Below are 25,748 nucleotides of genomic sequence, written 5' to 3' on the forward strand. Positions count from 1 at the left end.
GCCCAAGCGCATTCGTCCCGGCTGAACCACGAACACGGGAGCCGTCTGTCATGAGTCGCGATGTGCTGTTTCTGCTGGAACCGGGCTTTGCCGATCCGAAGCATCCGGGCCAGCGCTTCGTCTGCCCGCATGGACTGTCGATCGAGGGGCTGCTCGCGAGCGCGCCCGATCGCGCGAGTCGAATCGACGTGAAACGTGTCGGCTTCGAGCGGCCGCGGCACGCGGTGATCGACGCGCTCGACGATGCGCACCAGGGGCTGCCGGTCCTCGTGCTCGGCCGCGACCAGCCGGCGCCGGACGACGCGCAGACGCTCGGCGACGTGCGCTTCGTCACCGACGCGCGCCGCATCCTCGAACTGCTGGCCGAGCGCCACGGATTTCCGGTGCTGCATTGACGCAGCGCTTTTCACTTCCCGTTTGATCGACCGACAGGAGCATCCGATGTCGTCAATTTCGGCGGCACGTCGCCGTTTGCTGCTTGCCGGTGCCGCGGTGGCGGCGGCGCCATGGGCCGCGAAGGCCGCGTTCGCCACGCCCGCGGTCAGCACCGATCTCGCCGGCACCACGTTGCGCGTCGCAACCTACAAGGGCGGCTGGCGCGCGCTGCTGCAGGCGGCCGGGCTGGCCGACACACCGTACCGGATCGACTGGCGCGAGCTGAACAACGGCGTGCTGCACATCGAGGCGCTCAACGCGGATGCGCTCGACATCGGTTCGGGCAGCGAAATTCCGGCCGTGTTCGCCGCGCGACAGAAGGCCAACGTGCGGCTCATCACCCGCGTGCGCGAGGACCTGAACAACCAGGTCACGCTCGCGCGCAAGGACACGACGATCCGCAGCATCGCGGACCTGAAGGGCAAGCGTCTCGGGTACGTGCGTGCGACGACGTCGCACTACTTCCTGTATCGCCAGCTCGCGGAGGCCGGCCTGAGCTTCGACGATATCCAGCCGATCAACCTGTCGCCGGCCGATGGCTTGTCCGCCTACGATCGCGGCGACATCGACGCATGGGCGATCTACGGCTACAACGGCCAGCTCGCGCGCAATCGCTACGGTGCGCGCGTGCTGAAGACGGGGAAGGGCTATCTGTCGGGCAACTTTCCGGTCTATGCGAACCCGCGCACGCTCGACGATGCGCGCCGTCGCGCGGCGACGGGCGATCTGCTGCTGCGGTTTCGACGCGCGTATGCATGGGCGAACACGCATTTCGGCGACTATGCGCTCGTGCAGAACCGCGAGACGCGCGTGCCGGTCGCCGATCTCGTCGCGATGTTCGACCAGCGCAGCGAAGACTACGCGCTGCTGCCGGTGACGCCCGACGTGGTGGCGCAGCATCAGCAGGTCGCGGATGTGTTCGCGCGGATCGGTGTGCTGGATGGGCCGGCCAATGTCGCGCCGCTGTGGGATACGTCGTTCAACGCGCTGGTCGCGGCGACGTGAGCGGGGGTAATGAGAAGGCGGCCGGGTGAGTGGGGGATTGAGGACACATGCGCTTTCGGGAAACGCTGCTTTCCCTTCGTGAGCGAGGCTTCACGCCCTGCGCGGACCCCGATGGGAGATTTTCTCGACCGGGTCAGGCGAACGTCGTCGCGACCATGATGCCGAACACGACGCCGATCGCGATTCCGCACAGCCGGCCGTAAATCGACGCGCGCACATTGTCGTCGAGCACGAACGGCGAGCGTTTGTGCTTCCATACCGTGCTGAATGCGACGGGGCGCGTCAGCAGCGTGATGCACGCGATCAGCACCGGCGTGGCGATGAGCATCGCGATGCGCGGCCCGTTCCAGTCGACGCCGTGCATCGCCAGCGAAACGATCGCGGCAAGCGGAACCTCGACGCACAGGCCCAGCAACGAACCGTTGACGAAGGAATCTCCGGGGGACTGGAACATGATCGGTCCTGGCGTTCGGATGAAATCGGCGCCCGGCTCGAGCTCCCGAAGATAAAAAAAACCATGGCCGTTGCCCAAGGTCGATCGACCGCATTCGACATTAGCCACGATGACGGGCGGATAGTACGGCAAATCATTCGCACGTTGGCGGGTATTCAAGCTATTTAACAAATGTCCCGGTTAGGCGCGCATTTTCGCGCTCAGGGCCGCCCGGACATCGTCGACTGGATCCGACGCGATTTCAATCGACAACCGCACTTCCTCGAATACGAAACCCTGCGCGCCGCTGTATGGCATGACGGACGTGAAAACGAGGCAGGGTCAACCGTGCCGAGCCGCATGTCAGATTTTGACAGTTCTTGACAGCTGGAGACCAGTGCAGCGCTATGATCTAACTCTTTGTTGGACGGGCATCCTGGAGAACCTCCCATGAGTTTGGCACGCTCACTCAGCGTCGGTATCACAATTGGCCTTCACCACGCGGCAGAGAGTCTCTGGGTCAACGGCATCAAGCAGAACGCCTTGTATCTGATGAAGCTCTTTCAACACTCGCCTCTTGGCCATCAGGTCACCCTCGTCAACACCACGAACGTCCGGATCACGTCGGAACTTCCGTGGGATACCACGCAGTATCCGATACGCTCGTTCGACGATGCGAAAGACTCGCTCGATGTCCTGATCGAACTCGGGGGGCAAATTGACCAGCAGCAAACCGCGTATCTGCAGGCACGCGGTACAAAAGTCGTGAGCTACTGCTGCGGTCCTGAATACGTGCACATGATGCAGGCCATGATTTTTGGCAGACGGCATGCGGAAACGGTATTCATCAACCAACGTTACGATCAAGTGTGGATCATCCCGCAAGTTGTCGATACCAGCGCGAGCTACTTCAGCGTATTACGACGCCAGCCGGTTCGTGAAGTCCCGTTCGTTTGGGACCCGATGTGCGTCGAAGAGCGGTCGGCAGCGCTTCCGCATCGCGGGGAGTATCGTCCAACCGGGCAATCGAAGCGCCTCTCCATCATGGAGCCGAATATCGACGTTACGAAGTTTTGCCTCTATCCGCTCTTGATTGCAGAACTGGGCTATCGGAAGTTTGGCGAAAAGATATCTTACGTGCACGCGACGAACACGGAGCATCTTGCAAAAAACAGCCCCGAATTTGTTGGCATCGCGCACCACCTCGACCTGGTGAGAGACTCAAAGATAAGCTTTGTCGGCTATTACAACACCCCTCAATTTCTTTCGGAACATACCGACATTGTAATATCCCATCAATCAGGGCTTGCGCTGAATTACTTCTATTTCGATGTGTGCTGGAACGGGTATGCATTGATCCATAACGCATACCTCTGCCGTGAGCTTGGTTATTTTTATAATGGACAGGATGCGGAGGAGGGTGCACTGCAACTCGGGCAGGCAATCGATTCGCACGATGAGAAATGGGTTGACTACAAAAATCGACAGCGCGAATTTATCGGTGGATTTCTGTCGACAAATTCGAGACAAATCGAATCATACGACAGGCTCCTGATCGGTCTTTTTGATTAAATTCACGACATTTCACTGGGAAAATCAGTAAGCCGCTGACTGAAGCGGAGTGAAGTTTGATTCGGAATGGGCGTGTCGCTGCCGCCTCGAGGTCGGTATTGACGGCGAGCCGGTAGCATCAAGTGGAGCGACGTTGGTCTTACACGTTGAGTGCGCTATTCGCTGATCAACGCTTATCTCGAACAGCACGCTCGCTGCCGATGTGCCTGCTTGATGTCGACTACCATACCGCGCTCTGGCCAGACAATGCCGCCGCCATTTCCGATATCGGGCTGCTCCAGTCACCCAATGTCGCTTGCCGATACAGCTGCATGGACCTGTACCACGGCGTATCGCGATGGCTGTTGGACCAACGCTCATCGCATGCAGCCGACAGCAACACCCACACGGGCCGTCCGAATGCTCCAGCGAGGTGGGCCGGTCCTGTATCCACGGCAATCAACAAATATCATTTATTTGACATAATGCTGATGATCGCATTTTTTGTTTGTAGCAGCCATATCCTAATGTCGTGTTCTGGCTATTTACAGATGTCGTGTTTTTGACTGCTGGCATGCTGGACGGCTCGTTGAGCGAGCGCGGAGCCGACCATGCAGCCAGCCGGATTGGTGACACTGACGATGCGAGAGCTTGATCGACTCAAGGTAATCCAGGCCGTGGTGGACACGGGCCTGAAGCCCGGACGTGCGGCCGAACGGCTGGGACTGAGCGTGCGACAGGTGGAAAGGCTGGTCATCCGATATCGAGAGCATGGATCTAGCGGCGTTGCTTCGGGCCGTCGTGGCCGGCCAGGCAACCGCAAGCTCGACGAAGGACTAGCGTTACGCGCCTTGACCACTATTCGAGAGCGTTACGCCGATTTCGGGCCGACGTTGGCCTGCGAGAAGCTGTGGGAATGCCATGGCATTCGGCTGGCCAAGGAAACGGTCAGGAAGCTGATGACGGATGCCGGGCTCTGGATTCCGCGCCGGCAGCGTCCGCCGAAGGTCTACCAGCCGCGAGCGCGCCGGGCGTGTCTGGGTGAACTGATCCAGATCGATGGTTGCGATCATCGGTGGTTCGAGGAACGGGCGCCGGCCTGCACGCTGCTGGTGTACGTGGACGACGCGACGAGCCGGCTGATGATGCTGCACTTCACGCAGACCGAGTCGACGTTCAGCTACTTCGAGGCCACGCGAGCGTATCTGGAGCGCCATGGCAAGCCGGTGGCGTTTTACAGCGACAAGTACAGCGTGTTCCGCAATACGAGCGCCAGCAAGACAGGCCAAAGCGTGACGCACTTCGGTCGGGCGATGTACGAGCTGAACATTGACACGTTCTGCGCGAACAGCAGCTCGGCCAAGGGACGTGTCGAGCGAGCGCACTTGACGCTGCAGGATCGGTTCCTCAAGGAGTTGAGACTGCGCGGCATCAGCACGGTGGCCGACGCGAACGCTTACGCGCCCTCCTTCATGGCCATGTATAACGAGCGCTTCGCGAAGCCACCGAAGAGCGGCTTTGATGCGCATCGACCGCTGCGGTCCGACGAGGATCTGGATCTGCTGCTGACCTGGCGCGAGACACGCCGGGTCACGAAGGCGCTGACGGTGCAGTACGACCGGGTGCTCTATCTGCTGGACGATACGCCGGGGAATCGGGCGTGGATACATCGTGACATCGAGGTGTGGGAGTACCCGGACGGACGCATCGAGCTTCGGGCGGCTGGCCAGCTACTGTCGGCACAATCCTACGATCGGCTGGCCGAGGTGGATCAAGGCGCGATCGTGGATCACAAGCGCCTGAGCCATGCGTTGCAGGTGGCACAAGCGTTTCAGGCGCAGCGCGACAGCCGGCGGATCGGCACTGCGCCGTCGCGAACGCATCGGGGGCTGCCGGTGCGGGCAAATGAAGCGCAACCCGGCACGAAGAAACCTCGCCGGTTCACGGTGACTGACATGGAAGCCGCGATTCTGGAAGTTGCGTCAAAAGCAGAAACTGAGCGGCGGTCTGCCAAGGCCCGCGGGTGAGCGTAAGCGCCCTGCTGCTTCAGGCTCGGCGCTTCAACGCTGAAGGACGGAAAGCCGATGAAACATGCTACATCTGTATTTAGCTGGCACTACGACATCTGAATCCGGGTATGACATTAATTGTAGTAGCTAAGTTCAAATGTCCGTTCGGGACGTGCGGCCGTACGGCTGAACCTGAACGTGCGCCAGGTGGAACGGCTGGTCATCAGGTATCGAGAGCACGGACCTGGCGGCTTTGCTCCAGGCCCGACGGCGCCGTACACGCATGCCGCACGCGGCCGCCCCTAATGCACAGTGCGCCGCAACATCGTCGTGTCGTAACCGAGCGCCCGCACCCGTTCGACGAGCGCCGCGACCTGTTCAGCGGAAGGCTTCGCATCGCGCGTCAGGATCCACAGGAACCGCCCCGACGGTTCACCGACGATCGACCACGCGTAGTCGTCGGCGCGATCGAGCACCCAGTAATCGCCGAAGAAGAACGGCCCGAAGAACGACACTTTCAGCTTTGCGCCGCCGCTGTCCGCCACGATCCTTGCGCGGCCGTCGGCGCTTCGCGCGCGGCCGTCCGGCCCGCCTTCGCGGCAGGTATTGCGCACGCCGACGAGACCGTCTTCCCGCTTCGCATAGTCGGCCGTCACGCCGTCGCATCCGCGCTCGAACCGGTTTTCATACCGCGCGAACTCGTACCATCTGCCGACGTAGCGATCGAGATCGACGGATTTCGCGGGTTGCGGAACGTGTGCATTCCCGCTGGGCCCGCCGGCGAGGCCTGCACATCCCGCCAGCACCAGGGCGGCGCCCGCCACGATCACGCCCGCGGCCCACAGCGGTCGGCCCACGATACTTCGCTTCATTGAATGACTCTCCAGACACGAAACCCGCTCATTGTGCACGCAACCGACGGTAGTCGGCCGCATTCGCCGCACGTTGCGGCTGCCTGAATCCGCGCGGACGCGTCGCTCGTATCTGGTTGAAGACCTCACAGCGGGCGCGCCGCCGATCGTTCGATCAGAGGCATCCGGGAGTGCTATATTTCGCTCGACATTCACATCATGGCGATCCGCGCCATCCACTTCGCATGAGCGACACGCCAAGCGGTGCCAGCGGCTTCGATCAGTCAGCCCCTTCGCACGATGCCGATGCGGATGCCGCGCGCCGCGAACATCTGAACCGGGTGATGCTTCAGGCAGCAGCCGGCGATCAGGCGGCTTTCGCGGAGTTGTATCAGCTGACCGCGTCGCGGGTGTTCGGGACAATCGTGCGCATGCTTCACGATCACGGCGAAGCCGAGGATATCCTCCAGGAGGTCTACACGACCGCATGGCGACGCATCGACACGTTCGACCCGACGCGCGGCGGCGCGATGACGTGGCTGATCACGCTGGCACGCAACAAGACGATCGACCGCTTGCGGCAGCATCGCGACGCGCAACTCGACGACGAACAGGCGCTTGAGCTTCCCGCCGATGATCCAACGCCCGCCGCGCTGGCGGAGGCCTCGCAGGAGCGCCAGCGCCTCGAGCGCTGCCTCGCGCAACTCGATCCGCAGCAAGGCCGCGCGGTGCGCGAGGCCTTCTTCAGCGGCGCGACCTACAGTGAGCTGGCAGCGCGACTGCGTGTGCCGCTCGGAACCATGAAGAGCTGGATCCGGCGCAGCCTGATGCAGCTGAAGGTGTGTCTGGAGCAATGAATACGCCGGCCGATCACGATCCCGAATTGCGCTGCGCCGAATACGCGCTCGGCGTGCTCGACGCAGACGCGCGCCGCGAGCTGGAGCAGTCCGCCGCTCGCGATCCGGCGTTGCAAGCCACGCTCGAGCGCTGGCAGCGCCGCCTCGCCCCGCTCGCGGACGACGTCACGCCCGTCGACCCGCCCGCGCGAACCTGGACGAGAATCCAGCACCAACTGGGCTTCATCCCGCCGCCGCGCCCACGCGGCGCTGCGCCATCCGCCGGATGGTGGAACAGCCTGCGACTGTGGCGCTGGGTCGGCATGGGCGCGAGCGTGGCGGCGCTCGGGCTGCTCACGGTCAACGTGATCCGGGTGGGCGAAGCGCCGCCGCGCCCCGCTGCCGAAGACAGCCACTACATGGCGGCCACGCTGGCACAAGCGGATGGCGTCGCACGGTGGACCGCCACGGTCGACTTGCGGCGTGCCCGGATGGTCGTGGTGCCCGCGAACACGCCGCCGGTCGCCGCGGACCGCTCGACGGAGCTCTGGCTGATTCCGCCGAATGCGAAGCCGATCTCGCTCGGCGTATTCGCGTCGAACGCACCAGCGTCGATGACGCTGCCGCAAGCGATCGTCGCGCGACTCGATGCACGCGCGGTGCTCGCCGTATCGCTCGAGCCTCACGGCGGCTCGCCGAGCGGCCAACCCACCGGGCCGGTGCTCGCCACCGGCGCGATGCACACCACTTGACGCGCGCAACGCGCGCTCGCCCTGTAAACGTAAAGCGCGGCGGCGTGCCGCCCGCTGCCGTCTCTCTCGACGACATCACGCATCTCGTCGCATTCGTCTGCATCCGATCGGTCGCCGGCTCCGTATAAAGGGTATCGCGCCCTCGGAGCCCGTATGCCCGCCGTCGTCGTTGCCCTCCTCGCCTTCGTCGGACTGATCCTGTCCTTCACGGCGGTGTGGATTATCCAATTGCAATCCCGGAACGCCGGGATGATCGATCCGGTCTGGGCCGCGACGCTGGGCGGCGTAGCCGTGTTCGTCGCCGTGCTGGCGACCGGCCCGGAATTGAATCGTGCGCTCGTCGCCGCCGGCGGCGGCATCTGGGGGCTGCGACTCGCGCGGCACCTGTGGCGGCGCAATCGCGGGCAGCCGGAGGACCCGCGCTATCGACAGTTCCGCCTGCAGTGGGGCGACGCCGCGCCGCGCAACATGTTCTGGCTGTTCCAGTTGCAAGCGCTGATCTCGATGCTGCTGTCGATCGCGTTCTTCATCCCCGCCTACAGCGCGGCAGCCCCGTCCCGGTTCGCGATTGCCGCGGCAGTCGCGATCTGGATCGCCGCCGTCGCCGGAGAGACGGCCTCCGACCGGCAACTCAAGCGGTTTCTCGCGGATCCCGACCACGGCGGCCAGGTCTGTCGCGCCGGCTGGTGGCGCTATTCGCGGCACCCCAACTATTTTTTCGAGTGCGTGCACTGGCTCGCCTACACGGCCCTGGCGATCGGCATGCCGTGGGGCTGGCTGACGCTGTTGCCGCCCGTCCTGATGGCATGGCTGCTGCTCAAGGTTTCCGGCTTGCCGCTGCTCGAAGCGCGTCTGGTGCAAAGCCGGCCGGGCTACCGCGAGTACATGCGCACGACCAGCGCCATCGTTCCGTGGCCTCCGAGGCCGGCGCCCGGCCCTTCCCCCACTCGATCCGATCACCCTGACGACCGGAGCACGCGATCATGACCGCTACCACCTCGCCACCGTCGCCGGCATCGGTGGCGGCACCCAACGACACCTGGCTGATTCGCTGCTGCGAGCGCGGCTGGCTGCCGGACCGGCTGATCCGGGCCGGCATGCGCTCGCTCATGCGGCAACGCCTGCGCGCCGAACACGCGTATGACGGCGAACAGCGCGCGGCGGCCCACGACACGCTGGTGCGTGAACTGGGCGCAAGCCCGATCGCAATCGAGACGCTCGCGGCGAACACGCAGCATTACGAAGTGCCCGGCAGCTTCTTCGAGGCCCATCTCGGCCCGCGGCTCAAATACTCGTGCGGCTATTACCCGCGTGGCGACGAAACGCTGTCGCAGGCGGAGGACGCCATGCTTGCGTTGTACGCGCAGCGCGCCAGGCTGGCGGACGGCCAGCGCATGCTCGACCTCGGATGCGGCTGGGGTTCGCTGTCGCTATGGCTCGCCGAGCGGTATCCGGCGGCGCAGATCGTCGGCCTGTCGAATTCACACGGTCAACGCCACTTCATCGAGCAATGCGCGGCGCAGCGCGGGCTGACGAATCTGCGAATCGTGACCGGCAACGTGGTGGAGTTCGACTTCGATCCCGCGGATGCCGGTTTCGACCGCGTACTCTCGATCGAGATGTTCGAGCACATGAAGAACTACGGGCAACTGCTCGCCAAAATCGCGCGCTGGATGCACGACGACGGCAAGCTCTTCGTGCACATCTTCGCGCACAAGCTGCTCGCCTATCACTTCGCGGTGCGCGACGACACCGACTGGATGTCGCGCCATTTCTTCACGGGCGGGACGATGCCGTCGGCCGACCTGCTGCTACGGTTCCAGGACGACGTGCGCATCGCCCGCCAATGGTGGCTCGACGGGACGCACTACGCCCGCACGGCCAATCAGTGGCTCGCGTCGCTCGATGCGGCGCGCCACCGGATCATGCCGATTTTCGAGACGGTCTACGGCGCCGACGCCCGCCTGTGGTTCCAGCGCTGGCGGATGTTCTACATGGCGGTCGCCGAGCTGTTCGGCTATGCCGACGGGCAGGAATGGGGCGTCGCCCACTATCTGTTCGACAAGCGCCCGGGTCTCGCGTGAGGGTCGCGATCCCGTGCCGGGTTCTCCGCCGCGTCGCCGCCACGGTCGTGACGGCGCTCGCGATCGGGGCCGCCGGGTGCTCGGGCAGCCCGCCGAACCCGAATCCGCGCGCCGCCGTTCCGCTGTCGACCGTACCCGTCGACTTGCCGCGCTACATGGGCCGCTGGTACGTGATCGCGAACATCCCGTATTTCGCGGAACGCGGCTTCGTCGGCAGCCGCGCCGAGTGGCGCCTGCGCGACGACGGCCGGATCGACGACGCATTCGTCGGCCGCGACGGCGGCTTCGACCAGCCCGAGAAGCACTATCGGTTCGTCGACGCCGTCAAGCCCGGCAGCGGCGGTGGCGAATGGCGCGTGCGGCTGTTCTGGCCCGTGTATGTCACGCAACTGACGCTCTACGTCGACCCCGACTACCGGTACACGATCCTCGGCTACCCGGGCAAGACGCTCGGCTGGATCTTCTCGCGCGCGCCGACGATGGACGAGGCCACCTATCGCTCGCTGCTCGCCCGGCTCGATGCGATGGGTTACGACACATCGCGCTTCAGGCGGGTGCCGCAAACACCGGACCAGCTCGGCAAGCCGGGCTTCGCGTCGCCCGGCGATCGCGAATGAACACCGCACCTGCATCCGCCGCGCGCGGTGCGTCGTATATGAGCACAGGTGATTCCAGAACCTGCTCTTGTGACTGACGGAGACCCTTCGCGATGCACCCGGAACTTTCAATGTCGCGGCCCGGCCGGCGGATCGCCGTCGTCGGCGCCGGCATCGCGGGCCTGGCCAGCGCGTACTTGCTGGCCCGCCGTCACCGCGTGACGCTGTTCGAGGCCGCCGACTATCTCGGCGGTCACACGCACACGGTCGACGTCGATCTCGACGGCGCACGCCACCCCGTCGATACGGGCTTCCTCGTGTTCAACGACCGGACCTATCCGAACCTGGTCGCGCTGTTCGACGAACTGGGCGTGGCCGCCCATTCGACCGACATGTCGTTTTCGGTTTCGGTCGACGGCGGCCGGCTCGAATGGGCCGGCAGCAACCTGAACACGGTGTTCGCGCAACGCCGCAACCTGTTCTCGCCGACCTTTCTCGGGATGTTGCGCGACATCCTGCGCTTCAACGCGTCCGCGCACGATCACCTCGAATCGGCGAGCCGGCAGCGTCTTTCGGTCGGGGAACTGCTCACGGCCGGCGGTTACGGCGCCTCGTTCCAGCATCACTACCTGCTGCCGATGGCGGCCGCGATCTGGTCGAGCGCGGCCAACGACATCCTGCGGTTTCCGGCGGCGACGTTCCTGCGCTTCTGCCTGAATCACGCGTTGTTGCAGGTCAACAGCCGGCCGACCTGGCGCACCGTCGCGGGCGGCGCGCGGCAGTACGTCGAGCGCATCGCCGCGACGCTCGACGACGTGCGCGTGAATACGCCGGTGCGCGCGATACGGCGCGACGACGCGGGCGTGACGGTGGCGACCGATTCAGCCGGTCACGAGCGTTTCGACGCGGTCGTGCTCGCGTGCCATGCGCCGACCAGCCTGCGGCTGCTCGCGGATGCCAGCAAGGCCGAGCGCGACGTGCTCGGCGCCGTGCGCTACCAGCACAACGTCGCGGTGCTTCATACCGATACGGCGTTGCTGCCGCGCCGGCGGCGCGTGTGGTCGGCGTGGAACTACCTGGGCGGTCGGCCGAGGCGCACGGGCGGCGAATCGCCCGTGTGCGTGAGCTACCTGCTCAACCAGTTGCAGCCGCTGCCGTTCCGCTCGCCGGTCGTCGTCACGTTGAATCCGGTCGACGAGCCCGCGCCCGGCACCCAGCTCGGCCGCTACGATTACGCGCATCCGCTGCTCGATCTCGCGGCCGTGGATGCGCAGCATCGCCTGCCGATGCTGCAAGGGCGGCGCAATACGTGGTACGCGGGAGCGTGGACAGGCTATGGGTTCCATGAGGATGGACTGAAATCGGCGTTGCGCGTCGCCCGCAGCTTCGGCGTCGCGCCGGCCTGGGCTTGCCCATGAACGCGCCCTTTGCCCGCGACGGCATGGCCGCCCGGCTGCTCGTCGGCACCGTGATGCATGAACGGCTGCGGCCGGTGCGCCATGCGTTCGCGTACCCGCTATTCCAGGTCTGCTGCGACGTCGAGCGGCTGGACGAGATCGACGCCGGCTGGTTCGGCATCGATCGCCGGGCCCCGCTCGCGCTCGCCTCCCGCGACTACGGCCCGCGCGACGGCCGCGCGCTCGGCCCGTGGATGCGCGATGTCCTCGCGCACGCCGGCATTCCCGCCGACGGCCCGATCTGGCTGCAGACGATCCCGCGCGTCTTCGGCTACGCATTCAATCCGGTGAGCTTCTGGTACTGCTACGACCGCGCGGGCCGGCTGCGCGCGCTGTACGCCGACGTGCGCAACACGTTCGGTGCGCACCACGGCTACCTGCTGAGTGCGATGCGCCACGCGCCGATCGAGGCCGACACCGTGCTCGTCTGCCGCAAGGCGTTTCATGTCTCGCCGTTTTGCGACATCGTCGGGGATTACGCGTTTCGCGTGCGTCAGTGCGGCAATCATCTGAGCGTGGCAATCGACTATCGCGACGACGACGGTCTGCTGCTGCGCACGGCAATCGGCATGCGGTCCGCGCCGCTGACGGCGGCACGCGCATGGCGCGCGCTGGCCCGGCAGCCGCTGAACGCGGTCAACGTCGTCATGCGCATTCATTGGCAAGCGCTGCGGCTGTGGCTCGCGCGCGTGCCGTTCCACGGCAGGACGCCCCTCGGCCGTTCTGCCGCTGCCGATTCGCCATTGTCCCGTTCGCCGGGCGCGTCGCCACACGGCCGCTCGGCGATGTCCGATCACGAGGCTCGCCCATGACCTTGCTGCGCCTGCTGTCTCCCGCCTCGCAACCGGCGATGCCGCTGTCGGCCCGGTTGTTCATCGCGCTGCTCCGGCAAATCCACGACGGTCACCTGACGCTCGTGACGCCCGAAGGCGCGCAGCATGTGTTCGGCGATCCGCACTGCCGGCCGGCCGCGACGCTGCAGGTCCGCGACTGGCGGGCGTGCCGTGCGATCCTGCGCGCGGGCGACATCGGATTCGCGGAAGCGTACCGCGCCGGCTGGATCGACACGCCCGAGCTCGTCGCGCTGCTGCGTCTCGCGATCCGCAACCAGCCGGTGATCGCGAAGACGGTGACCGGCGGCCGCCTGGCACGCCTCTGGTACGCGCTGCGTCACCGGCTGAGGATGAATACGCGGGCCGGCAGCCGCCGCAACATCCACGCGCACTACGATCTCGGCAACGACTTTTACGGATTGTGGCTCGACGACACGTGGACGTATTCGAGCGCATGCTTCGACGGCGACGCGCAGCGTTCGCTCGCCGACGCGCAAACGGCAAAGTATCAGCGCATCGTCGATTCGCTCGGCCTGCGCGCCGGCATGCGCGTGCTCGAGATCGGCTGCGGCTGGGGCGGGTTCGCCGCGCATGCCGCACGGCAAGGCATCCGCGTGCATGGCGTCACCGTCTCGCAGGCGCAATACGCGCTGGCCCGCGAGCGCATGGCGCGCGACGGGCTGTCCGATCGCGTCACGCTCGAATTGCGCGACTATCGCGACGTCGACGGCCAATACGACGCGATCGTGTCGATCGAGATGTTCGAGGCCGTGGGCGAAACGTTCTGGCCGGTGTACTTCGACACGCTCCGGCAGCGCCTGAAGCCCGGTGCTCGCGCGCTGATTCAGTCGATCACGATCATCGAGTCGCTATTCGACGCATATCGCACGTCGAGCGACTTCATTCGCGAGTTCATCTTTCCCGGCGGGATGCTGCCGAGCCCGGCGCGTTTCGTCGATGCCGCGCGGCGGGCCGGCCTGGCCGCCGAACCGGTGTTCGCGTTCGGTGACGACTACGCGCGCACGCTGCGCACCTGGCGCGCCGCGTTCGAGGCGCGCATCGACTCGGTGCGCGCGCAACGGTTCGACGAGACGTTCATTCGCACCTGGCGCCTCTATCTCGCCTATTGCGAAGCGGGATTTGCCGAGCGGCGGACCGACGTGATGCATTTCATCGTGTCGCCGGGCGGCTGACATGAGGCGCCGGCTTGCGATGCTCGCCGCAGTCGCGGCCGCGGCGCTTGCCGCACCCTTGTTCGCCGGCGCGAACTGCGTCGACGACATCTCATCGGCGCGACTGATCGGATCCGGCCGGTTCTGCATACTGGGCATCTGTCTGTACGATGCCCAGCTGTGGGCGCCCCGGCCCCCGGGTGCGTTCGACACGCCGTTTGCGTTGTCGCTGGCCTACCGTCATGACGTGAAAGGCGAACGGCTCGTCTCGACGGGCATGGACGAGATCGAGCGCCTCGCACCCGCGCCGTTGCCGGCTGCGACGCTCGATGCATGGCGCCGCGATATCGAACGGGCGTTCACCGACGTATCGCGCGGCGACGTGCTGTGCGGCGTGTATGTGCCCGAGCGCGGCGCACGCTTCTACACCAACGGCCGCCTCACGGCCGAAGTGACCGACCCGGCGTTCGCGCGTGCATTCTTCGCGATCTGGCTCGACCCGCGCACGCGGGCAAAATCGTTGCGCCGTCAGTTGCTGGGCGACGATCCGCGCTGATTCGACAGTGAGCGATGGCGACTGATCCAGTGTATCGACGCGGCAACGTTGCTCGGCCGGGCAGTGCGTCAGAGATCCGTCTCGACGCGTGATTCGCCATGGCCAACAAGATGCACTTGCCCGAGAAGACCTGCGAGACCTGCGGCTTGCCTTTCAGCTGGAGAAAGAAATGGAAAGCCGCGTGGGACGAAGTCCGATATTGCTCGGAGCGTTGCCGTCGGAATCGGCGGCCGCCTTCCCGCATGAAGACGAACGCTGAACGTCGTTGACTTCGCGTTGATGATCCGGTCGCGAGCAGCGCGCGGGCCCGGATAGCGCTTCGATCTGGCCGAGACGGAATGCTCGCCCCTGTTTCGGGCAACCGGGATCGATCGGCACCGGCGCGCGCAGGCGCGCTCGTGAGCGCGGCCCTCCACCTTCCCCTTCCCCACGGCCGTCTGGATTGCAGCATGCCCGGTTGCCTCCAGGCGGTTCACGCCGCCCTGTCTCAGTTGCACGACGCTGGCGGGAATGCGCGGTCATGTTCGTTGGCGTAAACGGCCGCAGGCCGGATCCTGCTGCATCGACTCGAAAATGTGCGACACGATTGATTCACGTATCGAAATCGCCCCCTTCCGGCGTACTTTCTGCCCCATCCCCACCGGTCGTTGTCGCCATAGCGTTGACCCTGAAAGTCGTTTCGCATGCATCAAAGACCCGCAATGCGCTTGCAGAAATAAGCATTCACGTGCTGAAAGCGCAATTTTCCGATGCTGAATCGACAACTGACGCATAAACGTCCAGCACAAATTATTTCATGAATCACTTTTCCGCTTCACTTCCCGGAAAATTTGCATACAATCCAGCTGTGCCGCATGAATCGACCGAGGGAGGCCCCGTGCCAACACGCAATCACGACATCAAGCCGCGCCGGTTTCCGGCGTGTCCGGCTTCATTGATGGCGCGCGTGTCCGTTGCCCCGGCACGCAGCCCGTCACACCACGTCGGTGCGGCGCCCGACCGGTCGATCGCATCGCGCTTGCGGGTCGCCGCGCAGCAGCGCGGCCAACGCTGCCGGCGCCGCTCGCCGCAGCTGACCGACGGGTGTGCAAGCGCCTGCCTGAACGGCGCACTGCCCGAACGGCGATCGAACACCGTCGCGGCTCGCGCGTGTCCGACGCTGCTCGTCACGGGCGGCCTGACTGCCTCCGACGAAACGATCGAGCAATTCGGCCTGCACGTCAGCGAGCGCGTCGAGTCGGTGTCGCGGGCGCTCGTACAGCCAGGCCTGGCTGTCGACGCCCTGATCGCCGAGGTCTCGTCGTTGCATATGGATCTGGCCATTCAATTCGTGTCGCTGGCGCAGGCTCGCCGTGTCCGCGCGGCCGCGATCATCTATGCGTACGGCAGCGCGCAGGCCCTCTCGTTGATCCGCCTTGCAGGGTTCCACCTGTTTCACTCGGTCGGCGGACGTATCGACCAAACATACGTCCTGACCCAGTTGCAACAATCCGCCGCCGTCATGCTCGCAGCGAAGCCGACGGCGAACGACCCTATGTTGTGGTTCCGCCGGGACGTCGGCGGCTGCGCCCCGCCAACGCCAGTCGGTCCGTCGTGCGGGATCAGGACCGGATCTCCGGTGACGCTGCCGGGCCGCCATGCACGCCCGCGTGCGCGCAGGTGAGCGTCACCCGGTCGGCGCGTCGTCGAAATAGCGGCGGCGTTCGGCCGATTTTTACGCAAGGAACACAGGGAAATCACCGCATCGCCTCAGTCGCGATCCATCGCATGACCCCCTAACCTCGAGAAAAGAACCGAAATGGGCAATCTGATCGACGCTCCCGAGCACACCCTGACTGCGATCGACGAGGGCATTCCCCTGTCGCACCTCATCCGTCGTCGGCTCGAGAGCGCGGGCGCGCGCTTCCATGCAAACGACAACATCGCCGCGCACCTGCGCGACGGCGAGCTGGATGCTCTGCAGAACGAAGTGGCGCAGGGAATGGAAGCGGTGCTGCGCTCGCTCGTGATCGATGTCGACAACGACCACAACACCCGCGAAACCGCGCGGCGCGTCGCGAAGATGTTCATCCGCGAAGTGTTCGCGGGCCGCTATGACGCGGCGCCGTCCGTCACCGAATTTCCCAACGTCGAGCGGCTGGACGAGCTGCTGATCGTCGGGCCGCTGCGCGTGCGCAGTGCCTGCTCGCATCATCTTTGCCCGATCATGGGCCGCATCTGGATCGGCGTACTACCCAGCGCCGCGTCGAATCTGATCGGCCTGTCGAAGTACGGCAGGCTGGTGAACTGGGTCATGACGCGTCCGCAGATCCAGGAAGAAGCAGTCAAGCAGATTGCCGACCTCCTCGAATCGCGCATCTCGCCCGATGGGCTTGCCGTCGTCCTCGAGGCCGAGCACTTCTGCATGCATTGGCGCGGCACCAAGGACGACCAGGCAAAAATGACCAACAGCGTGATGCGCGGGAAATTTCTCGCGGACGCATCGCTTCGCCGAGAGTTTCTCGCCTTGTTGTCCGGAAAGAATGCGTAAAGCGCACGACGGGCATTCGTGACGAATGTGCCGGCACCGTGCCCGGCCATGAGCCGCGCCCGCTCGTCACCGCGTGCGCGCAACAGCAGGACGCGCAAAGCCATACGGAGTTCCCGATGAACGGTTCGCACGATTCACTCCGCCCGTCTTCCGGCCAGGGGCGATCGACGACGCTGCATTCAGGCAGGCAGCCACGCCGGGGCGCGTCCCGCGGGCGGTCGTGCCCCGGCGGCAGAACCGAATTCACCGCCGATGCGGTCGTTCAGCCCGACGAATCACCCGACCCGCATGCGGAACTCGACTCGTTGCTGTCGCTCGTCGCCGCCGGCGACGAGCACGCGTTCGCGCAGCTGTATCGACTGACGGCGGCGCGGCTGTACGGGGCGATCGTCCGGATGATCCGCGACCGCCACGAAGCGGAAGACCTGCTTCAGGACGTGTTCACGACGGCGTGGCGTCGCGCCGATTCATTCGACGCCGGACGCGGCACGGCGATGACCTGGCTGATGACGCTCGCACGCAATCGGACCATCGACCGGATCAGGCAGCGCCGCGAGCTTCCGCTCGACGACGAACTGGCGCTGTCGATCCCCGACGAAAACCCGACGCCCGATCTCGGTGCGCAGGCGAGCCAGGAGCGCCTGCGTCTGGAGCGCGGGCTCGCGCATCTGGGCAAGCGGCAGGCGTATGTGCTGCGCGAAGCGTTTCATGGCGGCGCGTCCTATGCGGAGCTGGCCGAACGCATGCAGGTGCCGCTCGGCACGATGAAGAGCTGGATTCGGCGCAGCCTGATGCGACTCAAGACGTATCTCGAGCCATGAGCGCGTGAATCACTTCGCGGTTCGAGGACACTCGAAACACCTCCGCGCGTCCTGACCAACCTCGCGACACCGAGCGGTGCCGCTCCGAAGCATGCTGCCGGCTCGCGCTTCACGAACCACCTTTTCGGACGAAAGCCCGCCGATTGAATCACTTTCCTGCTTCGTATTTCACGCAAACTGCGTACAATCCCGAGACAACAGCAGGTCGACTTCAGGAGAGCAACGATGCCCCCTCGCAAGGATCGCGATACGCCGCACCGCTATCGCAGCGGCGAGGCCGCGCGCCTGGCGCGCATGCCGGCAGCCACGCTGAGAATCTGGGAAAGGCGCTATGGCGTGATTGCTCCGCCCAAAACGCCGTCCGGACAACGGATGTACTCGGACGACGACGTCCAGCGAATTCGTTTGCTGAAAACGCTCGTCAATCAGGGCCACGCGATCGGGTCCATCGCCAGCCTGAGCCGCGAGGAACTCGAGGCGTTGTCGTTGACGAATACGCGTGACCCGTCGTTTCACGAGACAAGCGTGCGCCTCGCGGTCGTCGGCGCGCTTTCGATTCCGGAATCCGCGATAGCGCGCATGGGAATCCGGATCGCCGCGCGAATCGACTCGATCGACGACGCGAGCGCGCATGCGGGTACGCCAGTCGACGCCCTCATCGCGACGACCACGTCGCTCCATGAGGATGTCGTTTCGCAGCTCGCTGCCGTGGCGCAACAGCTCAACGCGCACGCCGTGGCCGTCGTGTACGCGTTCGGCACGGCAGAGGCGGTCGAGCTGGCGCGTCTGTCGGGGTTCGAGCTGTTCCGGTCGACGGAAGGCCAGACCAACCCGATAGCCATTATGTCGAGACTGGCGCAAGCCGTCGTCAAGTCGCGCCAATCGAATGACGCGGATCGCGGGCTTTGGCTGCGCACGCGGCGACGCTTCGACGACGCGACGCTCGCGTCGCTCAGCGGCCTGTCCACCACCGTCAAATGCGAGTGTCCGCGTCATCTCTCCGAATTGATCATGCAGCTCGGTGCGTTCGAGCGATACAGCGACGAATGCGTGTCGCGATCGCCGGCCGATGCGCTGCTGCATCGCCACCTTGGAGACGCGGCGAATCGGGCAGCCGAATTGCTCGAGACGGCGCTGGCCGTCATTCTTCGCGAAGAGGGATTGGGCGGAACCACGCCGGAACTGAAGGCGCTGTAGCGCGGCAAGCGCCGCCGGCCGTTGCGGCCTGGCCGCGACGACAGGTGGCGATGCGCTTTCGCGTGCAATGCGGGGCTTGCCTCGATCACTGAGCCGAAACCGAAGCCCGAGCCGCTGCGGCAGGCGACGTCGGCTGTCTGCTCGTGGTGCCGGCATTCGACGCATTCGCGACGCGATCCACGAACGCGGAGAGATCGTCGAGCACGGACGCCACGCCTCGCAACGGCGCGCCCAGAACGCCGACGATCGACGCATGGCTCACGTTCCTGTAACGCATGACCACGACGGTATCGCCCCTGTCTTGCAACGCGCGCGCGAAGCGGGTCGTGTTGCCGGGCTCGACCACCGTGTCGTTCTCCGCGACGGCCAGCCACATCGGCGGCTCCGTACCCTGGATGAATCGAATGGGCTGGCTCGCGGCGCGCGCTTCCTCCGGGAAGATCCTTTCAAGCGTGGTGTCCCGCAGCGGCAGGAAATCATAAGCCCCGGCCAGGCCAATCACACCAGCGATATCGCTCTTGCGCATCTCCTGTGCCGCCAGATAGCGGCCGTCGGTCGCAAGCAATGCGGCAATCTGCGCACCCGCGGAGTGCCCCATCAGAAACAGGCGACGTGGATCGCCGCCGAACGCAACTGCATGCTCGCGCGCCCACGCCACCGCCTGCGCCGCATCGTCGACGAAACCGGGAAAGGTAGTCGCCGGATACGTCCTGTAGTCGGGTAAGACGGCAACAAAACCCCTCGACGCGAGCGCCTCTCCCACGACAGATAGTCCTTGCGCTCGCCGGACTGCCAGCTTCCGCCGTAAAAGAACACGACCACCGGGGCGCCCGCACTCGCATCGGCCGGCCAGTGATGCAAGACGCGCGTGGGCAAGTAGACGTCGAGCACGTGGCGTTCGCCGGATCCGTACGGGATACCGGCGAAAAGGCTGAACGTGTAGCTCGGCGTCAGCGCATTCAGGAGCCGCACCGGGCTACACGCGGCGAGGAGACCGGCCGCGAGCAGCACCGACAGGACGGCAAGTCCGACTTTCATGTTCATGAATATCCTCACACCTGACGATTCCGGCCGCATCCGCCGGCTTGTATGTCGTTTACGGAGCTTGCGCGCAAGCGGATGCATGCATCGCACGGCAGCCGCCCCCCTTAACGACATCCCGATCTTCCCTGCGCAAGTGCATCCGTCCGCAATGGAGCGTCGTATGTGAAATGGATAGATGAATCAGCGCGGAATGCCGGCAATCGCTCCGTGCGACGCAATCGTACGGCGGTGGATCCGCTCGTCGACGATAGCGAGACCTGTCTGCCATGAACGTTCTACCTGCCGTTTTCCCCGAGATGCAACGTCGACGGTGCGGCATGGCGAGCATGCCGTTACTGATCCCGCGCGAACGATCATGAGAAGCACTCCCAATCAACTGACGTCCCGCACGCAAAAGTCTGGGGTCGCTCGCGTATACGTCTATCTCGCGACCACCCAAACAGGATGGCTGGTCTGCGTGATGACGGCCGCATCGCATCACGCCGCGTGGGGCGTCACCTATGCGCTGATCGCGACAGTCGGCCATCTTCTCTTCGCGCGTCGACCCACATCCGAGGCGCGGATTGTGATCACGGTCACGGTGTCCGGATGGTTATGGGACAGCGCCGTTGCCCATTCCGGCCTGCTCGTGTACCCGGACGGCGTTTTTCTCAAAGGGACAGCGCCGTACTGGCTCGCGGGGTTGTGGGCGCTGTTCGCGATTCAACTCAATACCGTGCTGCACTGGCTTCGAGCGCGACCGCTCATCTCGGCGCTCGTCGGCGCGATCGCCGGCCCGGCGTCCTTTCGCGCTGGTGCGGCGCTGGGAGCCGTTCATTTCAAGGATCCGGCCGCAGCGCTCGTCGTTGTCGCAACCGGCTGGGCGTTCATCTTGCCGGCCGCGCTTGCGATTGCAAGCCATTGGGATGGCGTAACGCCTCATTCTCCTGCGCCAACCGGCGCAGACGACATGAACGACGCCCGCGCCGGATAGAGCCGGGAGCCTCGCAAGCCGGCTTTATCTCCGATCATGCGAAGCACGCGAATCGTTCGCATTGACGATGCCAAAAATGAGTCGTTGAACAAGTTCTTTAGTGAACTCGAATGGAGAAAATTCTCGTAATACCTGCTCCATCACGGCAAACCCGCCGCTGCATCCGCTCTCGCGCCTCCATCGTATCTGCGTATGTCATCCAGCCAAGATGCTTGGCGTCCCACCTCGGGAAATGGCGTCGCGATGGCATCCAGAGGAGACAACTCATGAAGCTTTTCATCGGTATCGTCGTTGCCGCAGCGGCGCCGTTCGCGCTCAGCGCTTGCGGAGGCGGAGATGACATTGCGCCCGTGGCAGCGCAACACCCGGAGAATCAGGCCATCTGGGCCGCGCTCGGCGGTGATTCGGCGGCCCCCGGCGTGGTGGCCGGCGTGGTCGATGCAGCTGTCGCGGGCCTGTTGGCGGACCCGGTCGAAGCGCCCTATTTCGCGGCGGTAACCGGTAATGCCAGCCACAGCAGTGCCGCCCATGACACGCCTGCGCGGCTTGAAGCATGTCTCACGCTGCAGTTTGAATCGCTCCTCGGCGGTCCGTACACCTACCCAGGCCCAGTCAAGGTGGCCGGAGACATCGACGCTCAACCGGAGATGTGTCAAGACATGACGACAGCCCATAACGACGTCGGCGTTCCAGGCTGCGTGTTCGACCAGTTCATGGTGGATCTCGTCGCGACGCTGCAAAGCAAACTCCCGGCCGCAGACTTTGCCGCACTGACGTCGACGACAAATGGAACGTACACGCTCACCGAGAAAAACTCGGCCGGCATCCCGGTCGGCACAAAATTCCAGTTCAGTGCGGTGCCTATCCTCTTCAATTTGCGTAATACCATCATCAGCGCCACACCCGGCGGCCCGGTGTATCTTCCGCCGACGGTTGCGACATCATGTACGGGCTGACGGCGGTGCGAAGCACCCACGTGATCGCGTGGGTCGCTACGGCACTCTCCGTGAGTGTTGCCGGCATCGGCTGGTTGCACACGACCCAAGGGCGACGGCTCCTCACCGAGCTGGGCGTGAAGTGTCCAGTGGATTCCGTCGATTCCCGAACGGTGCTGTCGATTCGGAACAAAGCCATTTTGCAGGAGAAAGGTGTATCAGCGGCCCCGCAACGTCCCGCGTTCGGCCTGCAGCTTGATCGCAGTACGGAAGCGGACGTGCTGGAAAAAATGCCGCGATACAACGCGCAGTGCGTCGAATTGACCCGAGGCTTACGCTACCTGCGCTGTCGAGGCGTGCCTGCGGAAATGCTCGGCTCGACCGGCCCACCCGTGAGCGAAATATGGTTCAGTTTCGCGCCGGATCGCACGTTGATGGCCATCAATGTGTACCGTCGCGACATGTCCGTGGAGGAAACACGACTGAGCTGGCAGATCGCCGTCCGGCATCTGCACGATGTGCTCGGCGCACCCACATCGGTGTCGGGAGATACCACGCTGGAATCGCTGATAGGCAAACCCGTGGCGGTTGCACGGGTAAGCTACGCCTATTCGGATTACGTAGCGACGGTCACCGCATCCCACCTGCCATACGGGGGATTGGCAGTCCGCGAGCAGTACATGTCTGCCGCGGTCAAGCAGGAAGGATAAACCGGGCTCGTGAACACGATGCTCGATGCCGCCATCGAAGCAATCGATCGCAGCAACAGCCGGCCTGTGGTCCATTCGGATCGCGGCGTGCGTTATCGCTGGCCAGACCGGCTTACCGGGATGCGTGAGGCCACCTCGAGCAACCTCGGCCGCCGCACAACCTGGCCGACTCTCGGCGCATCCTCGCGCAGCGTTAAAATAGCGCCCCTTCTCACAGGAGACGAAAATGTCCTGGTTCGTTTACGAAGTGCCCGAATACCACGAAGACGCTGCGCGCATCGAGCCCTTCAGTGACCTGCGTAGCCGCGTGCTGCAAATCAGTGGTCCGGCCATGGCCGACGAACTGGAAAGCGTTCGCGAGAACGCCGCAGCGACGGTCGACAGCCCCGAGCGTCCGTTGCGTACGCCGGAAAATCCGCATGTCTTTCCGATTCCTTACGCCGATTCCATGATCCTGGTCGGGTTCATCTTCGATCTGAAACGCGAATTCCGGCAGCTAGTCGTGTCACCGGTGGAAATGCCCTGGCTGAAAGACGCATAAATGGTGAGCGGGCCTGGTTGGTCCACCGCTGATCACGCCGCCGCGACGAATGACGGTCAAACGTCATATTATGATATTTAAGGATCGCTGAAAGAATGACCCGGGCAGCGAGGCAGCCATGCGTCGCCCGCGCTTGCCGGAACCTGTCGCGGGGCGTATGGTTAATTTCTCTATCGCCCTGTTCCGGGAGATATCAAAATGGCTGCCATGCAATCCGCGGCCACGCCCCTCTCCGACGAGGAAGCCCGGCGCCAGTTACGCCGCGCCGTCATCGCCAGCACGATTGGCACCACGATCGAATGGTATGACTTCTTCCTCTACAGCACGGTCACCGGCCTGGTCTTCGCAAAGCTGTACTTCCCGCAATCCCACCCGCTCGTCGGTACGCTGCAGGCGTTCCTGATCTATGCCGTCGGCTTCGTCGCACGACCGGTCGGCGCGGCGATCTTCGGCCATTACGGCGACCGCATCGGCCGCAAGGCCACACTGATCGTGACCCTGTTGCTGATGGGGCTCGCCACGTTCGCCGTGGCCTTCGTTCCGACCTACGCCGCGATCGGCATCTGGGGCGCCGTCATCCTCACGGTATTGCGTTTCATCCAGGGCGTCGGCGTAGGCGGCGAATGGGGCGGCTCGGTCCTGATGTCGATGGAGTGGGCGCGCACCAATGCGCATCGCGGTTTCGTCGCGTCGTGGCCGCAGTTCGGCGTGCCGGCGGGCTTGTTTCTCGCCAACCTTGCCGTGCTGGCCATGAGCTGGTTTTCCGGCAACGCATTCCTGACGTGGGGCTGGCGCGTGCCGTTTATCCTCAGCGTCGTGCTGGTCGCGATCGGGCTCTATATCCGCCTGAATATTCTCGAGACACCGATCTTCGCGAAGCTGCTGGCCGAGCGCCGGATCGAGAAGACACCGATGCTCGAAGTGCTGCGCAAGCAGCCGCGGGATATCGTGCTGTCGGCGTTTGCGCGGATGGCCGAACAGGCGCCCTTCTACATCTATACGGCGTTCGTGTTCACGTACGGGATCACGGCGCTGGGCGTCACGCGCGAACTGCTGCTGGCCGCCGTGCTGGCCGCCTCCGTGGTCGAGTTCGTCACCATTCCGCTGTTCGGGCACGTGTCGGATCTGATCGGCCGGCGGCGGATGTACATGATCGGCGCGGCTGCCGTCGGCGTGTTCGGATTCGTCTACTTCGCGATGGTCGATAGCCGGAACCCGGTGTGGATCTTCGTGGCGATCGTGTTGTCGCTGGTCCCGCATTCGATGATGTATGGGCCGCAGGCTGCATTGATCGCCGAATCGTTCACCGGGCGGCTGCGGTATAGCGGCGCGTCGATGGGTTATCAGCTCGCGTCGGTCATTGCCGGTGGCCCGGCGCCGCTGATCGCGACCGCGCTGTTTGCCTACTACCACTCGGGGTATGCGATCGCGGCGTACGTGCTGGTGTGTGCGGTGCTGAGCGTGGTCGCCGCGTCGAAGCTCGGCGACTATACGAACAAGGATATTTCGCGGGAATACGACGACGCTCGGGGATTGGGCGATCACGGGCACGCGCCGCCGGTCACTTGACGAATGGGCCCGCTCAGGCCGGCGCTGACGCCTGCGGCCGCGATCCTATCGCGTCACGGGCGCGAGATGGACACGGCTTGCGGGTGCATCGAGACTGCTTTGGCGGCCGACATGCCGCGAGACGGCGCCGGGCGCCGCAGAACAGCAACCCGCCCCGTCCGGCGCGGGTCTGACGACAGGACGCGATACGCGAGCCGAGACGTTCGTGATCCGGCGCTCGCCGTCCGGCGAACGGGTTCCATCTCGATCGAAATGGGGAGAGCCGCCGGACTGCGCGATCGGTGCTGTCGCGCAGTGCGTCGCCCGGCGTCGCCGGATTATCGTTCGCTGACCTTCACGCGTGGTTGCCATTCGGCCTCGGCGCCCTGCGTGCCTTTCAGATGAGCAGGCGTCGCGTCCTGCGTGTGCGCGTCGAGGCGGCGCGCCGCCTCGGTGTCGAGATGCCGGCCATCGAACGTCGACTGGCGACGGGTAATCATGTTGATGCGAAGGCGTTTTGCCGCCATGGTCGGTATTCCTTGAGAAAACGGTACCTCGCCGACTGGCGAAGTGCCATAGATTTACGCGAGAAAGATGTCGCTGCGATGACGCGGCGCGCGAGGCGAATCCCCCGCCATCGCCTTGCTTGCCGCATGCACCACAGCGGCCGGCGCCCGGGCCACCTGCTCCATCGCCTCAAGGTAGCGGTGGACGCAAGCCACTCGTGATGGACAACAAGCAGCGCTTCGAGTTCAGTTTGCTCGGTGGTCGCCAAGGTCACGCGTCACCGCTCTGCGCTCCTTCGTCCTTTTGCCGTTCCAGATGAACACCCGTGCCGGTCGTTGCACGAATGAATCGGCTCGTGTCGAATACCGAAAC

The 25,748-nt window shown here is 64.7% G+C and carries 26 protein-coding genes and 1 pseudogene; 23 read left to right on the top strand and 4 right to left on the bottom strand.

The annotated features are described in order from the left end of the window. The first annotated feature begins 50 nt into the window (after window positions 1–50). Complete coding sequence (locus CFB40_RS33045; RefSeq protein ID WP_071336123.1) at window positions 51–395, top strand: DUF3088 domain-containing protein; 345 nt, start codon at window positions 51–53, stop codon at window positions 393–395. A 46-nt stretch (window positions 396–441) separates the two neighbouring features. Continuing rightward, window positions 442–1,440 carry an ABC transporter substrate-binding protein gene (locus CFB40_RS33050; protein WP_089434016.1) on the top strand — a complete coding sequence of 333 codons (999 nt, stop codon included), beginning with the start codon at window positions 442–444 and terminating at the stop codon, window positions 1,438–1,440. A gap of 133 nt (window positions 1,441–1,573) precedes the next feature. On the opposite strand, the gene CFB40_RS33055 is transcribed toward CFB40_RS33050, so the two are convergent. Then, window positions 1,574–2,053: a hypothetical protein gene (locus CFB40_RS33055; protein WP_256976952.1), complete on the bottom strand. Its 480-nt coding sequence runs from the start codon at window positions 2,051–2,053 to the stop codon at window positions 1,574–1,576. A gap of 270 nt (window positions 2,054–2,323) precedes the next feature. Between CFB40_RS33055 and CFB40_RS33060 the strand changes: the two genes are divergently transcribed. Both CFB40_RS33060 and CFB40_RS33065 read left to right on the top strand, forming a co-directional pair. Beyond that, window positions 2,324–3,445: a DUF2827 domain-containing protein gene (locus tag CFB40_RS33060; RefSeq protein ID WP_089429667.1), complete on the top strand. Its 1,122-nt coding sequence runs from the start codon at window positions 2,324–2,326 to the stop codon at window positions 3,443–3,445. A 590-nt stretch (window positions 3,446–4,035) separates the two neighbouring features. Continuing rightward, window positions 4,036–5,451, top strand: a complete 1,416-nt coding sequence (locus CFB40_RS33065; RefSeq protein ID WP_089434293.1) for an ISNCY family transposase — start codon at window positions 4,036–4,038, stop codon at window positions 5,449–5,451. Between the two features lie 284 nt (window positions 5,452–5,735). On the opposite strand, the gene CFB40_RS33070 is transcribed toward CFB40_RS33065, so the two are convergent. Continuing rightward, on the bottom strand, window positions 5,736–6,305 hold the full coding sequence (locus CFB40_RS33070) for a lipocalin family protein (protein WP_089433685.1): 570 nt from the start codon (window positions 6,303–6,305) through the stop codon (window positions 5,736–5,738). A gap of 224 nt (window positions 6,306–6,529) precedes the next feature. Here CFB40_RS33070 and CFB40_RS33075 point away from each other — a divergent pair, with 224 nt between their 5' ends. From CFB40_RS33075 to CFB40_RS33140, 14 genes are all read left to right on the top strand, one after another. Beyond that, a complete protein-coding gene (locus CFB40_RS33075) occupies window positions 6,530–7,141 on the top strand; it encodes a sigma-70 family RNA polymerase sigma factor (RefSeq protein WP_089429669.1) in 612 nt (203 codons plus the stop codon). After that, the gene (locus CFB40_RS33080) at window positions 7,138–7,872 is read left to right on the top strand and encodes an anti-sigma factor (protein ID WP_089433686.1); all 735 of its coding nucleotides are present in this window, start codon (window positions 7,138–7,140) and stop codon (window positions 7,870–7,872) included. The genes CFB40_RS33075 and CFB40_RS33080 overlap by 4 nt, the downstream gene beginning before the upstream one ends. A gap of 153 nt (window positions 7,873–8,025) precedes the next feature. Further along, window positions 8,026–8,859: a DUF1295 domain-containing protein gene (locus tag CFB40_RS33085; protein ID WP_089429671.1), complete on the top strand. Its 834-nt coding sequence runs from the start codon at window positions 8,026–8,028 to the stop codon at window positions 8,857–8,859. Further along, a complete protein-coding gene (locus CFB40_RS33090) occupies window positions 8,856–9,956 on the top strand; it encodes an SAM-dependent methyltransferase (protein WP_089429672.1) in 1,101 nt (366 codons plus the stop codon). Before CFB40_RS33085 ends, CFB40_RS33090 begins: the two co-directional genes overlap by 4 nt. Before the next feature lie 8 nt (window positions 9,957–9,964). Beyond that, window positions 9,965–10,573 (top strand): lipocalin family protein, encoded by a 609-nt coding sequence (locus CFB40_RS33095; RefSeq protein ID WP_373452709.1) that lies wholly within the window; start codon window positions 9,965–9,967, stop codon window positions 10,571–10,573. 110 nt (window positions 10,574–10,683) lie between these two features. Then, window positions 10,684–11,970: an NAD(P)/FAD-dependent oxidoreductase gene (locus CFB40_RS33100; RefSeq protein ID WP_373452702.1), complete on the top strand. Its 1,287-nt coding sequence runs from the start codon at window positions 10,684–10,686 to the stop codon at window positions 11,968–11,970. Further along, window positions 11,967–12,821 (top strand): DUF1365 domain-containing protein, encoded by an 855-nt coding sequence (locus CFB40_RS33105; protein WP_089433689.1) that lies wholly within the window; start codon window positions 11,967–11,969, stop codon window positions 12,819–12,821. The genes CFB40_RS33100 and CFB40_RS33105 overlap by 4 nt, the downstream gene beginning before the upstream one ends. Then, a complete protein-coding gene (locus CFB40_RS33110; protein WP_089433690.1) occupies window positions 12,818–14,035 on the top strand; it encodes an SAM-dependent methyltransferase in 1,218 nt (405 codons plus the stop codon). The genes CFB40_RS33105 and CFB40_RS33110 overlap by 4 nt, the downstream gene beginning before the upstream one ends. Before the next feature lies 1 nt (window position 14,036). Continuing rightward, the gene (locus tag CFB40_RS33115) at window positions 14,037–14,570 is read left to right on the top strand and encodes a chalcone isomerase family protein (protein ID WP_089433691.1); all 534 of its coding nucleotides are present in this window, start codon (window positions 14,037–14,039) and stop codon (window positions 14,568–14,570) included. Window positions 14,571–14,680: 110 nt separating this feature from the next. Then, entirely contained in the window at window positions 14,681–14,839 is a 159-nt protein-coding gene (locus CFB40_RS33120; RefSeq protein WP_373452710.1) for a DUF2256 domain-containing protein, read from the top strand. 527 nt (window positions 14,840–15,366) lie between these two features. Next, window positions 15,367–16,233, top strand: coding sequence for a hypothetical protein (locus CFB40_RS33125; protein ID WP_256976953.1), 867 nt, complete (start codon window positions 15,367–15,369; stop codon window positions 16,231–16,233). Window positions 16,234–16,368: 135 nt separating this feature from the next. Then, window positions 16,369–17,100: a GTP cyclohydrolase I gene (folE, locus tag CFB40_RS33130; protein ID WP_089429680.1), complete on the top strand. Its 732-nt coding sequence runs from the start codon at window positions 16,369–16,371 to the stop codon at window positions 17,098–17,100. Window positions 17,101–17,216: 116 nt separating this feature from the next. Continuing rightward, window positions 17,217–17,921 (top strand): sigma-70 family RNA polymerase sigma factor, encoded by a 705-nt coding sequence (locus CFB40_RS33135; protein ID WP_089434017.1) that lies wholly within the window; start codon window positions 17,217–17,219, stop codon window positions 17,919–17,921. A gap of 225 nt (window positions 17,922–18,146) precedes the next feature. Then, window positions 18,147–19,118, top strand: coding sequence for a MerR family transcriptional regulator (locus CFB40_RS33140; RefSeq protein WP_089429681.1), 972 nt, complete (start codon window positions 18,147–18,149; stop codon window positions 19,116–19,118). Between the two features lie 85 nt (window positions 19,119–19,203). Here CFB40_RS33140 and CFB40_RS33145 read toward each other — a convergent pair. Then, window positions 19,204–20,162: pseudogene (locus tag CFB40_RS33145) on the bottom strand (alpha/beta hydrolase). 355 nt (window positions 20,163–20,517) lie between these two features. Here CFB40_RS33145 and CFB40_RS33150 point away from each other — a divergent pair. The 5 genes from CFB40_RS33150 (at window position 20,518) to CFB40_RS33175 (ending at window position 24,890) form a co-directional block, all read left to right on the top strand. After that, window positions 20,518–21,135, top strand: a complete 618-nt coding sequence (locus tag CFB40_RS33150; protein ID WP_089433692.1) for a DUF2878 domain-containing protein — start codon at window positions 20,518–20,520, stop codon at window positions 21,133–21,135. A gap of 266 nt (window positions 21,136–21,401) precedes the next feature. After that, window positions 21,402–22,091: a hypothetical protein gene (locus tag CFB40_RS33155; protein ID WP_089429684.1), complete on the top strand. Its 690-nt coding sequence runs from the start codon at window positions 21,402–21,404 to the stop codon at window positions 22,089–22,091. Next, the gene (locus tag CFB40_RS33160; protein WP_089429685.1) at window positions 22,079–22,780 is read left to right on the top strand and encodes a hypothetical protein; all 702 of its coding nucleotides are present in this window, start codon (window positions 22,079–22,081) and stop codon (window positions 22,778–22,780) included. The genes CFB40_RS33155 and CFB40_RS33160 overlap by 13 nt, the downstream gene beginning before the upstream one ends. A gap of 226 nt (window positions 22,781–23,006) precedes the next feature. After that, the gene (locus tag CFB40_RS33170) at window positions 23,007–23,321 is read left to right on the top strand and encodes a hypothetical protein (RefSeq protein ID WP_046546935.1); all 315 of its coding nucleotides are present in this window, start codon (window positions 23,007–23,009) and stop codon (window positions 23,319–23,321) included. Window positions 23,322–23,519: 198 nt separating this feature from the next. Next, window positions 23,520–24,890, top strand: a complete 1,371-nt coding sequence (locus CFB40_RS33175) for an MFS transporter (RefSeq protein ID WP_089433693.1) — start codon at window positions 23,520–23,522, stop codon at window positions 24,888–24,890. Between the two features lie 317 nt (window positions 24,891–25,207). On the opposite strand, the gene CFB40_RS33180 is transcribed toward CFB40_RS33175, so the two are convergent. Further along, window positions 25,208–25,396 carry a hypothetical protein gene (locus CFB40_RS33180; protein ID WP_089429689.1) on the bottom strand — a complete coding sequence of 63 codons (189 nt, stop codon included), beginning with the start codon at window positions 25,394–25,396 and terminating at the stop codon, window positions 25,208–25,210. Window positions 25,397–25,748 lie beyond the last annotated feature (352 nt).

The organism is Burkholderia sp. AU31652, from assembly GCF_002223155.1.
GTDB lineage: Bacteria > Pseudomonadota > Gammaproteobacteria > Burkholderiales > Burkholderiaceae > Burkholderia.